Below are 12526 nucleotides of genomic sequence, written 5' to 3'. Positions count from 1 at the left end.
GTGCGCCGCGCCTCAGGAGGAACCACCGTCCCCGGTGCCCTCCGTGCGCTCCGTTCCCTCCGGCCCCGGGCGCCGGGCCCACAGTTTGCGCAGACGCGTGGACGTCCCGGACACCGACCGGCGGTCCCGGCGCCCGTGGACGCGGGGATCGTCCGTGACGTCGTAGCGCTTGACGTACGCGCCGAGGAACGCCTGCAGCGTGGCGACCGCCGGAATGGCGATCAGCGCGCCGACGGCGCCGAGGAGGGCGGTGCCCGCGATGACGGAGCCGAAGGCGACCGCGGGGTGGATGTCCACGGTCTTCGACGTCAGCTTGGGCTGCAGCACGTAGTTCTCGAACTGCTGGTAGATCACCACGAAGATCAGCACCCACAGCGCGTACCAGGGGTTGACCGTGAACGCGATCAGCATGGGCAGGGCGCCCGCGAGATAGGTGCCGATGGTCGGGATGAACTGCGACACCAGACCGACCCACACGGCGAGCGCCGGCGCGTAGGGCACCTCGAGGATCTCCAGGAGGATGTAGTGCGCGACGCCGGAGATCAGCGCCATCAACCCGCGTGAGTACAGGTAGCCGCCGGTCTTGTCCACGGCGATCTCCCACGCGCGCAGGACCTCCGCCTGGCGGGCGGGCGGCAGGACGGAGCAGAGCCCGCGCCGCAGCCGGGGACCGTCGGCAGCGAAGTAGAACGAGAACAGCAGCACCGTCAGCAGCTGGAAGAGGCCGCCGAGGACCTGCGCCGACACGTCCAGGACGCCCGTCGCGCTGTTCTGCACGTAGTTGCGCAGCCAGTCGGAGCGGAGCAGGCCCTCCTGGATGTCGACCCGTCTCAGCTCGGTGTGGAAGTGGCCGTTGACCCAGTTGATGACGGAGTCGAGGTAGTCCGGGAACTCCTCGACCATCTTGACGATCTGGCCCGCGAGCATGGAGCCGAGCAGGGTGACGAACCCCGCGGCGGCGATCAGCACGGCGAGGAAGACGAGGAAGGTGGCGAATCCCCGGCGCATGCCGCGTCCGGCCATCCAGCTCACCGCGGGTTCGATGGCCAGGGCCAGGAAGAACGCGATGAGGACGTTGATCAGCAGCCCGGTGAGCTGGTGGAAGGCCCAGCTGCCCAGCTGGAAGGCGGCGATGAGCGCGAGAGCCAGCACCATGGCGCGCGGCAGCCAGCGCGGCATGCGGGCGCCCGGCCCCGCTACGGAGCCGTCGGCCGGGGGGCCGACGGGCGGCACGGTGCCTTCCGGGGGTGCGTGCCGGGCGGCCTGCCCGGCCTCGTCAGTGGATGCCACGGAGCAAGTCTCGCCCACGCCACCGACGGGGGAGCCCGGTACGGCGATCTTCGTGCACCGTCACCGCTGTTCCCGCGGCACGTTCATGACGGTGCACACCACCCGCCACACGTCCTTCGCGTCCCAGCCGGAGTCCAGCGCCTCGTGCACCGTACGCCCGCCCAGCTCCGCCATCACGTGGTCACGCGCGAAGGTGTCGGCGTACCCCGGACCGAAGTGATCCGTCATCCGCTCCCAGAAGACCGTCAACCGCATGCCCCCAGTATCCCGCCCCTGAGAGTGGGCCCCGAGCCGGGACCACCTGCCGGAACCGCCTTTCGGCCTACGGTCTGTCCCATGGCCGAAACCGGAGCGTCCCCACTCCCCGCAATCCCACCGCCCGCGTCCCCCCGCACTCCGGGCCCGCGCTCACCGCTCGCGCGCGCGGAGCACTTCGTCTGGCTCACCGCGCGCGTACTGGAGCAGCGGCTGTTCGCGTACCACTTCCGCGGCGGGGACCCCGGCCCGGTGGAGACCGCGCTGGAGGCCTACCGCAACGAGGACGGCGGCTACGGCCACGCGCTGGAGTCCGATCTGCGCGGCCCGGTCAGTCAGCCGCTGCACACGGCGCACGCGCTGCGCGTCCTGGACGCCGTCGGCCGCTGCGGCGGGCAGCGGGCCGAGCGGGTCTGCCGCTATCTGACCGCCGTGTCCACCCCGGACGGGGCCCTGCCGGTGACCCGTGCGGGCCGGGACGGGTATCCGGCCGCGCCCTTCCTGCCGTTCGTGGCCGACCCTCCCGGCGAGCTGCTCGTCACCGGGCCGGTGGTCGGCCTGCTGCACCGCAACGAGGTCTGGCACGCCTGGCTGTTCCGGGCCACGGACTTCTGCTGGCAGGCGGCCGAGTCGCTGGGCACCTCGCACCCGTACGAGGTCGAAGCCGCCGTGGCCTTCCTGGACACCGCTCCGGACCGTCCGCGCGCGCAGGCGGCGGCCGACCGGCTGGGCCGCCTGGTGCGCGAGCAGCGGCTCGCCGTGCTGGACCCGGACGATCTCGACGCGTATCCGGTCCCTCCCGGCCACGCCCCGGGCGAGCACCACTTCCCGCACGACTACGCGCGGGATCCGCGTTCGCTCGCGCGCGCGTGGTTCACGGACGACGAGATGGCCCGTTCCCTCGACTTCCTCGCGGCCGGGCAGGAGGACGACGGCGGCTGGCCGGTGCGCCGACGCCGGTGGGCGCCGGTCCCGGCGCTGGAGGCCCGCGGCCGGGTGACGCTGGAGGCCCTGCGCACCCTCCGGGCGTACGGCCGTCCCGTGGGCTGATCCGCCGGCTCAGCCGCCCATGGCCCGTACGCCCGCGGTGACCACGACGGCCGCCGCGACGACGAGCAGGAACGGTGCGCGCAGCAGCAGCGCGACGGCGGCCGCGGCGACTCCGGCGGCCCGCGCGTCCAGCACGAGCTGCTGCCCGTCGGCGAAGGTCTGCTGGGCGGTGAGCGCCGCGAGGAGGGCGACGGGCAGCAGCGCGGCGAGCCGCCGGACCAGGGGCCGTTCCAGGGCGCCCGCGGGCACCAGCAGTCCGAGGAGCTTGACCGCGTAGCAGCCCACCGCGGTCACGCCGATCGCGATCCACACGCTCATCGCTCGCCCTCCCCCTCGGCGGCCCCACGGGCCGCGCCGTCCTCGGCGTCACCCGCGCGGCGTCCGCTCGCCCACAGGACGAGCGGCGCCGCGAGCGCGGCCACCAGGACGGGCACCCCGGCGGGCAGCACGGGCAGCAGACCGAGCCCCAGCAGGACGGCCAGGGCGGCGACCGCGCGCTCCGTGCTGTTCTTCAGCATCGGCGCGAGCAGCGCGAGGAAGACCGCCGGACCGGCCGCGTCGAGGCCCCAGGCGTCGGTGTCCCCGATGGCCTCGGCACCCAGCGCGCCGAGCAGGGTGGTGAGGTTCCACAGGACGTACAGGGTGAGTCCGGTGACGGTGAAGCCGATACGGACGCCGCGCCGCGTGGGCTGTGCGAGCGCCACGGCCGTCGTCTCGTCGATGACCCACTGCGCGGCGAACGGCCGCACCGCGCGCGGGAGGGCCAGCAACTGCGACAGGCGCAGCCCGTAGAAGGCGTTGCGGACGCCCAGGAAGAAGGCCCCCGCCGCCGCGGTGAGCGGGTTGCCGCCGGCCGCGAGCGCGCCGACGAGCGCGAACTGGGACGCCCCGGTGAACACCAGGAGGCTGAGGGCGCAGGTCTGGGCCAGGGTGAGTCCGCTGCCGGCCGAGGTCACCCCGAAGGCGAACCCCGACAGTCCGACGGCGACTCCGACCCCGAGGGCGTCCCGTACGACGGCGGCGTCCGGCTTGGCACCGGCGCCTTCCGTGCCGGGGGCGCCGGGGAGGGCTGTCTGTTCTGTCACGCCTCGAACGGTAGGAGCAGCTTCTGCCGCGCGTCTTGTACGTTCTTGCGCTCGCGCTGGTAGGAACCGGGCGGCACACCGACGATCCGCGCGAAGTGCCGGTTCAGGTGCGGCTGGTCGGTGAACCCCACGGCGACGGCGGCCTCGGCCGGGGAGGTCCCGCTGTCCAGCAGCCGCCGCGCCCGACGCACCCGGGCGTCCGTCAGCCAGGTGTGGGGCGGCATCCCATAGGCGTCCCTGAAGGCGCGCAACAGCGCGAAGGGGCTGCTCCCGAGCTCCCCGGCGAGCCGCTCCAGGCTCGGCGGGTCGGCCATCCGCTCCTCCAGCACGGCACGCGCGCGTGCCGCCGTCCCGGCCCCGGCGGTGCGCACCCGGCGCCGGGGCAGCGGACCGCCGTTCAGCCGCAGCAGCCGGGTGACGGCCACCCGCAGCAGGGTGTCGGCGGCGAGCGCGTTCCCGTCGTCGGCGGCCCGCAGCACGCGGTGCACCAGCTCGACGGTGTACGGGTCGTCGAGCACCGGCCGGACGAACCCCGGCGTCCCGCGCAGCGTCGTCGTCTCCGCCGCGATCCCGGCCACCAGCTCGGGCGCCGGGTAGACGGCCCCGTACCGCCAGCCCTCCGGCACCCCGGCCCGCCCCGTGTGCGGGGTGTCCGGGTTGACCAGGGCGAGGGAACCGGCCCCGGCGTACTGGTCGCTCCCGCCGTGGTGGAAGACCTCCACACCGTCGGCGATGGCGGCGATGACGAAGTGCTCGTGCGTGTGGCGCACGAAGGTCTTGCGTATGTACTGGGCGCGGAGCAGGTCGACGTCGGGCAGCTCCGCGTACCGCCAGTGCCGCGCCCGCTCGCCCGATCCCGCCATGCCCCCATTCTCCGTCACCCGCAGCGAACTCCGCAGACCCCCCGGACGCCCTCGCCCACCGCCCCGCACGACGGACACGACCGACGCCTGGGACGCCAGGCGCGACCGACGCCGCGGACGCCGGCGCGACCGTCGTCTCGGACACCCGGCTCCCGGTCCCCGCTGGGACGCCCGCCCCTCCCAGTTCTGGCCGCGGTTCAGCCCCCTGGCTCGGGCGAGCGGTCTCGGCGGGCGACCGGGGGATGCCCGGTGGCGACGGCGCCGGGCCCTGTGCCCGGCCCGGGCCGATTGTCAGTGGTCGGGTGCACGATGGAGCCATGGTCAGCTCCGCACACCGAGCCCTCGACGGCTTCTCGCCCGCGACCCGCGGCTGGTTCACGGGGGCCTTCTCCGCGCCCACCTCCGCGCAGGCGGGCGCGTGGCAGGCCATCTCGCAGGGCTCGGACGTCCTGGTCGTCGCCCCGACCGGTTCCGGCAAGACGCTGGCCGCCTTCCTCGCCGCGCTGGACCAGCTGACCTCGACACCCCCGCCCGCCGACCCCAAGAAGCGCTGCCGCGTCCTGTACGTCTCCCCGCTCAAAGCTCTGGCCGTCGACGTCGAGCGCAATCTCCGCAGCCCGCTGACCGGCATCCGCCAGGAGTCCGTGCGCCTCGGCCTGCCCGAGCCCGAGGTCAAGGTCGGCATCCGCTCGGGCGACACCCCGGCCGCAGAGCGCCGCGCCCTGTCCACCCGGCCGCCGGACATCCTGATCACCACCCCGGAGTCCCTCTTCCTGATGCTGACGTCGGCCACGCGCGAGGCGCTGACCGGCATCGAGACGGTGATCCTGGACGAGGTGCACGCGGTCGCGGGCACCAAGCGCGGCGCCCATCTCGCGCTCACCCTGGAGCGGCTGGACGAGCTGCTGCCGAAGCCGGCCCGCCGCATCGGCCTGTCGGCGACGGTCCGCCCGGTGGACGAGGTCGCGCGGTTCCTCGCCCCGCGCGGCCGGGTCGAGATCGTCCAGCCGGAGTCGGGCAAGGAGTTCGACCTGTCCGTCGTCGTCCCCGTCGAGGATCTCGGCGAGCTGGGCGGCTCCCCGGTCGCGGACGGCAACGAGGGAGCGGAGCGCCCGTCGATCTGGCCGCACGTCGAGGAGCGGATCACCGACCTGGTCCAGTCGCACCGCTCCACGATCGTCTTCGCCAACTCCCGGCGGCTGGCCGAGCGCCTGTGCAACCGGCTCAACGAGATCGCGTACGAGCGCGCGACCGGCGAGCCCCTGGACGAGCACCACTCCCCCGCCGAGCTGATGGGCGGCTCGGGCGCCGCCCAGGGCGCCCCGCCCGTGATCGCCCGCGCCCACCACGGCTCGGTCTCCAAGGAGCAGCGCGCCCTCGTCGAGGAGGATCTGAAGGCGGGGCGGCTGCCCGCCGTCGTCGCGACCTCCAGCCTGGAGCTGGGCATCGACATGGGCGCCGTCGACCTGGTGGTCCAGGTCGAATCGCCGCCCTCCGTCGCCTCCGGCCTCCAGCGCGTGGGCCGCGCGGGCCACCAGGTCGGCGCGGTCTCCACGGGTGTGGTCTTTCCGAAGTACCGCGGCGACCTGGTGCAGTCGGCCGTGGTCACCGAGCGGATGCGCAGCGGCGCCATCGAGGCCCTGCGGGTCCCCGCCAACCCGTTGGACGTGCTGGCCCAGCAGCTGGTGGCGATGACCTCGCTGGACACCTGGCAGGTCGACGACCTCCTCGCCACCGTCCGCCGCGCCGCGCCCTTCGCCTCGCTGCCGGAGTCGGCCTTCACCGCCGTCCTCGACATGCTCGCCGGCCGCTATCCCTCCGACGCCTTCGCCGAGCTGCGCCCGCGCGTGGTGTGGGACCGGATCGCCGGCACGGTCACCGGCCGCCCGGGGGCCCAGCGGCTCGCCGTGACCTCCGGGGGCACGATTCCCGACCGCGGGCTCTTCGGGGTGTTCCTGGCCGGGGCCGACCCGAAGAAGGGCGGGGGCCGGGTCGGCGAGCTGGACGAGGAGATGGTGTACGAGTCCCGCGTGGGGGACGTCTTCACGCTCGGCACCAGTTCCTGGCGGATCGAGGACATCACCCGCGACCGGGTCCTGGTCTCCCCGGCGCCGGGGGTGCCGGGCAGGCTGCCGTTCTGGAAGGGCGACCAGCTGGGCCGCCCCCTGGAGCTGGGCCGCGCGCTGGGCGCGTTCCTGCGCGAGGTCGGCTCCCTGTCCAAGGAGGACGCCCGGCTGCGCCTGGTGACCGCGGGTCTGGACGCGTGGGCCGCGGACAACGTGCTGTCGTACCTCGACGAGCAGCGCGAGGCCTGCGGCCACGTCCCCGACGACCGCACCATCGTCGTCGAGCGCTTCCGCGACGAGCTGGGCGACTGGCGGGTCGTGGTCCACTCCCCCTTCGGCGCCCAGGTCCACGCCCCCTGGGCCCTCGCCCTGGGCGCCCGCCTGTCCGAGCGCTACGGCATGGACGCCCAGGTCATGCACGCCGACGACGGCATCGTGCTGCGCCTGCCGGACGCCGACCTGATGGGCCTGGACTTCCTGGACCAGGACCCCGCGAAGCCGGGCCTCGAGTACGACGCGGAGAAAGCGCCCGTCGGCGCCGCCGACGTCGTCTTCGACAAGGGCGAGGTCGACCGGGTCGTCACCGACCAGGTGGGCGGCTCGGCCCTGTTCGCGTCCCGCTTCCGCGAGTGCGCGGCCCGTGCGCTGCTGCTGCCGCGCCGCAGCCCCGGCAGGCGCACCCCGCTGTGGCAGCAGCGCCAGCGCGCCGCGCAGCTGCTGGAGGTGGCGAGCGAGTACGGCTCGTTCCCGATCGTCCTGGAGGCGGTCCGCGAGTGCCTCCAGGACGTCTTCGACGTCCCCGGCCTGGTCGAGCTGATGGGCGACGTGGAGGCCCGCAAGGTCCGCCTGGTCGAGGTCACCACCCCGGAGCCGTCCCCGTTCGCCCGCTCCCTGCTCTTCGGCTACGTGGCCCAGTTCCTGTACGAGGGCGACTCGCCGCTCGCCGAGCGCCGGGCCGCCGCGCTGTCCCTGGACTCGCGGCTGCTGGCCGAGCTGCTCGGCCAGGCGGAGCTGCGCGAGCTGCTCGACGCGGAGGTGCTCACCGAGCTGGAGCGCGAGCTGCAGTGGCTCACCGAGGACCGCCGCATCAAGGATCCCGAGGGCGTCGCCGACCTGCTGCGGGTTCTCGGCCCGCTGACGGACGCGGAGCTGGCCGAGCGGGGCGCCGAGCCGCAGTGGGCGCCCGAGCTGGCCGCGGCCCGCCGCGCGATCAGGGTGCGGATCGCCGGCGCCGACCACTGGGCGGCGATCGAGGACGCGGGCCGCCTGCGCGACGCGCTGGGCACGGCGCTGCCCGTCGGTGTGCCGGAGGCCTTCACCGAGCCGGTCAAGGACCCGCTCGGCGACCTCCTGGCCCGCCATGCCCGCACCCACGGCCCCTTCACGTCGGTCACCGCGGCGGCCCGCTTCGGTCTGGGCGTCGCGGTCACCGAGGGCGCCCTCCAGCGGCTCGCGGGCACGGGGCGGGTCGTGCAGGGCGAGTTCCATCCGGCCGGTATCGGCCAGGAGTGGTGCGACGCGACCGTCCTGCGCAGGCTGCGCCGCCGGTCCCTGGCCGCGCTCCGGCACGAGCTGGAGCCGGTGGCACCGGCCGCGCTCGGCCAGTTCCTCCCCCAGTGGCAGCACATCGGCAAGGGGCACACGCTGCGCGGCATCGACGGGCTGGTCCGCGCCGTCGAGCAGTTGCAGGGCGCCTCCGTGCCCGCCTCCGCCCTGGAGAAGCTGGTCCTGCCCTCCCGCGTGGCGCACTACAACCCCGCGATGCTGGACGAGCTGACGGCCGCCGGTGAGGTGGTGTGGGCCGGGGCGGGGTCGCTGCCCGGCAAGGACGGCTGGGTCTCCCTCTACCTCGCGGACGCGGCCCCGCTGCTCCTGCCGCCCCCGCACCCCCTGGAGACGACCGCCCTGCACGAGTCCGTCCTGAGCGTGCTCGCGGGCGGGTACGGCTTGTTCTTCCGCCAGATCGCCGACCAGGTCCGCGCCACCACCCACCCGGAGGCCACCGATCCACAGTTGGCCGACGCCCTGTGGGACCTGGCCTGGTCCGGACGGCTGACCAACGACACGCTGGCGCCCCTGCGCTCCCTGCTGGGCTCCGGCCGTACCGCGGGTTCCACGGCGCACCGTGCCAAGCGCGCGGTGCCCCGCGGCCGGTACGGCTCGTTGACGGCCGCCGCCCGTCCGGCGTCCCGCACCGGCCCGCCGACGGTCGCGGGCCGCTGGTCGCTGCTGCCCGACCGCGAGGCCGACGGCACCGTGCGGGCCCATGCCCTGGCCCGCACGCTTCTCGACCGGCACGGCGTGGTGACCCGCGGCGCCGTCGCCGCCGAGGGCGTCGAGGGCGGCTTCTCCGCGGTGTACCGGATCCTGGCCGCGTTCGAGGACAGCGGCCAGGCCCGGCGCGGTTACGTGGTGGAAGGGCTCGGGGCGGCACAGTTCGCCATGGAGGGTGCCGTGGACCGGTTGCGCGCGGTGGCGAACGCACGCGAGCGCGGTGACGGCCCGGCCGGGCCGGAGGACTTCCCACGCGACGGCTCCGTGAACCGGTCCGGGACCGTTGGCTCCGCGAACCGGTCGGGGCCCGACGGCTCCGCGCCCCCGCCCGGGACCGACGGCCCCGCCGGACCTCACGACTCCCCCGGCCCCGCCGACGACTCCTCCCTCGACCCCTTCGCCCCCTTCGATCCCCAGGACGCCTTCGGCGACATCGGCCCCGGCCGCCCCTTCGACGACGTCTTCGCCGACCCCGACCGGCTCGGCCGTTCACCCTCCCGGGGCGACTACATCTCACCTCGCGACTACGCCGAGGCGGGCGCCGGCGGTCCGCGCGGGGGCGGCACGCACGGCCGCTCCGAGGGTCCGCGCGGCGCGTACGACACCGGTTTCCCCGGCCGTCGCGACCGCACCTCCGTCGGTCCGCGGGCCGTCGTGCTGGCCGCCGCCGACCCGGCGAACGCGTACGGTGCGGCCCTCGGCTGGCCCGAGCCGCCGGCCGGTGCCACGCACAAGCCCGGTCGCAAGGCGGGCTCCCTGGTGGTGCTCGTCGAGGGCGAACCGGCGCTCTACATGGAGCGCGGCGGCAAGACCCTGCTGCTGTGGCCCTCCGACCCCGGCCGGCTGCCCACCGAGGACCCACCGCTGCGAGCCGCCGCCGAGGCGCTCGCGGAGGCCGCCCGCGCCGGTTCCCTCGGCACGGTCACGGTGGAGCGGGTCAACGGCACGGCGGCCCTGACGTCCCCGTTCGGACCCCTCCTGGAGGGAGCGGGGTTCATCGCCACCCCGCGCGGTCTGCGCATCAGGGCGTGACCCTGTCACCCTTGAGCCATGCCCGAAGGAGACACGGTCTGGCAGGCGGCGCGACGGCTGCACGACGCCCTCGCGGGCCAGGTGCTGACCCGCAGCGACTTCCGCGTCCCCCGGTACGCCACGGTCGACCTCACCGGCCGCGCCGTCCTGGACGTCACCCCGCGCGGCAAGCATCTGCTGGCCCGTGTCGAGGGCGGTCTGACGGTCCACTCGCACCTGCGGATGGACGGCTCCTGGAAGGTGTTCGCGCCCGGTCAGCGCTGGAGCGGCGGCCCGGCGCACCAGATCAGGGTGATCCTCGGCACCGCCGACCGCACGGCCGTCGGCTACCGCCTCCCGGTGCTCGACATCCTGCGCACCGCCGACGAGCAGCGCGCCGTCGGCCATCTCGGCCCCGACCTGCTCGGCCCCGACTGGGACCCGGAGCGGGCCCTGGACAACCTGCGCGCGGACCCGCCCCGCGCGCTCGGCGAGGCCCTGCTCGACCAGCGCAATCTCGGCGGCATCGGCAACGTCTACAAGAGCGAGCTGTGCTTCCTGCTCGGCGTCACCCCCTGGCTGCCGGTCGGCGAGCTGCCCGCCGACCGGGCCGCGCTGCTGCCCACGCTCGCGAAGAAGCTCCTGGAGGCCAACCGCGACCGCCCGGTCCGCCGCACGACGGGCCTGCGCGGCCAGGACCTGTTCGTGTACGGCCGGGCGCCCCGCCCCTGCCTGCGCTGCGGCACGTCGGTCCGGGTGGCCGACCAGGGCGACGGCTCCCGTGAGCGCCCCACGTACTGGTGCCCGACCTGCCAGGCCGGGCCCGCGCCGCGTCCGGGCGGCCGCACGGTAGCCCGGACACGACGCTGAGCGAGCGAGCGGCCGGTGTGGCCGGGGAAGCCGCGGGACGGACGCCTCTAGGCAGCGAGCAGAGCGTCCATCTGGCCGGCCGCCTCGCGCAGGCCCTCCGCCATGCCCATCGTCATGAGCTGCTCCATCTGCTCCCGGGTGTCGAAGACCGCCCGCATCTCCATGCGGGTGCCGCCGTCGCGCTCGGTGAGCGTCACCCGGTTCGCGGTCGTCGGCATCGCGGCGTTCGGCACCCCGTCCTCGTCGGCGAATCCGTCGGTGAACTCCAGCGACCTGGGGGCGTCGACCGTGGCCACCCGCCACCAGCCGCGGAACTTCTCGCCTTTCGGGCCGGTCATGAAGTACGTGACGTCCCCGCCCGGGGTCAGGTCGTGCTCCTCCACGGTCGCCGGGTAGGTCGGCGGTCCCCACCAGCGCTCCAGCTGCCGGGGATCGGACCACAGCTGCCACACCCGTTCCACCGGAGCGGCGAAGTCGGCGACCAGGGTGAGGGTCAGGTTGTCGAGATCCTTGTCCAGGCTGGTGACACTCATCGGCTCTGTCCTTCCGTCGGTTGCTGCGCTTCGGATCCGGCCTCCGGCACCTCGGCGAGCAGGCCGGACATCCGGTCCACCCGTCCGCGCCAGGCGGCCTCCAGTTCGTCCAGGGCACGGCGGGCCCGGCCCAGGGCGTCGGGATCGGTCCGCACGAGCTGCTCCCGTCCGCGGCGCTCCTTGACCACCAGGCCGGCCCGCTCCAGTACCGCGACGTGCTTCTGCACCGCGGCGAAGCTCATCGGATAGGCCTCGGCCAGCCGTGACACCGACAGGTCGGCCCGCACACAGCGGCGCAGGATGTCGCGGCGGGTCAGGTCGGCCAGGGCCTGGAACAGGCGGTCCGTGCCCGCTTCCGCCTCTTCGACGTCTTCGAGCTCACCATCTACAACCATTTGGTTGTACGTTACTCCCCCGGGCGCCCGTCGTAAAGGTCAGAGCCCGTCCGGGTGGGTCGTGGCCGCTCCCCGCGTCCGCGTCCCGCGCAGGGCCCGGCGCCACCGTCCGGCTCCCAGCGCCCCCGCGGCCCGGCGCCGTGGCACACAGTGCACCGGCAGCACGCTCAGCCCCCAGCCGCCGACCGCGACCGCCCCTTCGAGCACCCCGGCGCCGGGCTCCAGCGCCAGGCGCAGCACGGCCCACCACCACAGCACGCCGAAACCCAGCGCGGCCGCCCGGCGAGCCGTCCGCGCCGCGACCATCCCGCGTCATCCGTTTTCGGCCTGGAACATCCAGTGCTGCTTCTCGAGATCGGCCGTGATCTGGATGAAGATGTCCTGGCTCACGGGATCGGGCTCACCACTCGCCGCGATCCGCTCGCGCATCCGCCCGATCACCGCGCCCAGCGCGTCCACGACGGTCTGCACGGCGGTGGTGTCGTCGACCCAGCCCTCGGGGGTCACGTCGATGCCGCTGCCGACGGCGACCGTCGCGGCCCGCCCGTCCGGGGAGACGCCGAGCGCCGAGGCACGTTCCGCCACGGTGTCCGAGTGCGTGCGGGCGGTGCCGACGAGTTCGTCCAGCTGGAGGTGGACGGAGCGGAAGCGCGGGCCGACCACGTTCCAGTGGATCTGCTTCGCCACCAGGGCCAGGTCGACCAGGTCGACGAGGGCGCCCTGCAGCGCCTCGGAGACGGTCTTCAGGTCCGCGTCGGACAACGGGCTCTTCACGACGTACATCCACGCCTCCGTCGGTTCGCCCCCCAGCCATCTCCCTCCACGATGACCGCC

General features: G+C 74.6%; 12 protein-coding genes. 3 read left to right on the top strand and 9 right to left on the bottom strand.

What is annotated here, in order from left to right; translation table 11 throughout:
• Nucleotides 1-12 precede the first annotated feature (12 nt).
• Both ACZ7MF_RS29610 and ACZ7MF_RS29605 read right to left on the bottom strand, forming a co-directional pair.
• The gene (locus ACZ7MF_RS29610; RefSeq protein WP_471481849.1) at nucleotides 13-1179 is read right to left on the bottom strand and encodes an AI-2E family transporter; all 1167 of its coding nucleotides are present in this window, start codon (nucleotides 1177-1179) and stop codon (nucleotides 13-15) included.
• Between the two features lie 171 nt (nucleotides 1180-1350).
• Nucleotides 1351-1545, bottom strand: coding sequence for a DUF3046 domain-containing protein (locus ACZ7MF_RS29605; protein WP_356862292.1), 195 nt, complete (start codon nucleotides 1543-1545; stop codon nucleotides 1351-1353).
• Nucleotides 1546-1626: 81 nt separating this feature from the next.
• On the opposite strand from ACZ7MF_RS29605, the gene ACZ7MF_RS29600 reads away from it, so the two are divergent.
• The gene (locus ACZ7MF_RS29600; protein ID WP_471481272.1) at nucleotides 1627-2595 is read left to right on the top strand and encodes a hypothetical protein; all 969 of its coding nucleotides are present in this window, start codon (nucleotides 1627-1629) and stop codon (nucleotides 2593-2595) included.
• A gap of 9 nt (nucleotides 2596-2604) precedes the next feature.
• Here ACZ7MF_RS29600 and ACZ7MF_RS29595 read toward each other — a convergent pair whose 3' ends face one another.
• Genes ACZ7MF_RS29595 through ACZ7MF_RS29585 form a run of 3 tightly spaced genes read right to left on the bottom strand, consistent with a single transcriptional unit; the run spans nucleotide 2605 to nucleotide 4543 of the window.
• On the bottom strand, nucleotides 2605-2913 hold the full coding sequence (locus ACZ7MF_RS29595; RefSeq protein ID WP_356862288.1) for an AzlD domain-containing protein: 309 nt from the start codon (nucleotides 2911-2913) through the stop codon (nucleotides 2605-2607).
• Nucleotides 2910-3680: an AzlC family ABC transporter permease gene (locus ACZ7MF_RS29590; RefSeq protein ID WP_471481269.1), complete on the bottom strand. Its 771-nt coding sequence runs from the start codon at nucleotides 3678-3680 to the stop codon at nucleotides 2910-2912. The genes ACZ7MF_RS29595 and ACZ7MF_RS29590 overlap by 4 nt, the downstream gene beginning before the upstream one ends.
• Nucleotides 3677-4543, bottom strand: a complete 867-nt coding sequence (locus tag ACZ7MF_RS29585; protein WP_471481267.1) for an AraC family transcriptional regulator — start codon at nucleotides 4541-4543, stop codon at nucleotides 3677-3679. The genes ACZ7MF_RS29590 and ACZ7MF_RS29585 overlap by 4 nt, the downstream gene beginning before the upstream one ends.
• Before the next feature lie 317 nt (nucleotides 4544-4860).
• Here ACZ7MF_RS29585 and ACZ7MF_RS29580 point away from each other — a divergent pair, with 317 nt between their 5' ends.
• Together ACZ7MF_RS29580 and ACZ7MF_RS29575 are read left to right on the top strand one after the other, a co-directional pair.
• On the top strand, nucleotides 4861-9915 hold the full coding sequence (locus ACZ7MF_RS29580) for an ATP-dependent helicase (protein ID WP_471481265.1): 5055 nt from the start codon (nucleotides 4861-4863) through the stop codon (nucleotides 9913-9915).
• An 18-nt stretch (nucleotides 9916-9933) separates the two neighbouring features.
• Nucleotides 9934-10764, top strand: coding sequence for an Fpg/Nei family DNA glycosylase (locus ACZ7MF_RS29575; RefSeq protein WP_471481263.1), 831 nt, complete (start codon nucleotides 9934-9936; stop codon nucleotides 10762-10764).
• A 47-nt stretch (nucleotides 10765-10811) separates the two neighbouring features.
• On the opposite strand, the gene ACZ7MF_RS29570 is transcribed toward ACZ7MF_RS29575, so the two are convergent.
• Genes ACZ7MF_RS29570 through ACZ7MF_RS29555 form a run of 4 tightly spaced genes read right to left on the bottom strand, consistent with a single transcriptional unit; the run spans nucleotide 10812 to nucleotide 12475 of the window.
• Nucleotides 10812-11297 (bottom strand): SRPBCC family protein, encoded by a 486-nt coding sequence (locus ACZ7MF_RS29570; protein WP_471481261.1) that lies wholly within the window; start codon nucleotides 11295-11297, stop codon nucleotides 10812-10814.
• Complete coding sequence (locus tag ACZ7MF_RS29565) at nucleotides 11294-11692, bottom strand: ArsR/SmtB family transcription factor (protein ID WP_471481258.1); 399 nt, start codon at nucleotides 11690-11692, stop codon at nucleotides 11294-11296. Before ACZ7MF_RS29565 ends, ACZ7MF_RS29570 begins: the two co-directional genes overlap by 4 nt.
• 39 nt (nucleotides 11693-11731) lie before the next feature.
• The gene (locus ACZ7MF_RS29560) at nucleotides 11732-11998 is read right to left on the bottom strand and encodes a hypothetical protein (RefSeq protein WP_471481256.1); all 267 of its coding nucleotides are present in this window, start codon (nucleotides 11996-11998) and stop codon (nucleotides 11732-11734) included.
• A gap of 6 nt (nucleotides 11999-12004) precedes the next feature.
• Entirely contained in the window at nucleotides 12005-12475 is a 471-nt protein-coding gene (locus tag ACZ7MF_RS29555; protein WP_003973268.1) for a Dps family protein, read from the bottom strand.
• Nucleotides 12476-12526 lie beyond the last annotated feature (51 nt).

Source organism: Streptomyces sp. NPDC111628 (assembly GCF_055635195.1).
The sequence above is the reverse complement of the archived record's forward strand: the minus strand, read 5'-3'. Positions and strand labels throughout refer to the sequence as shown.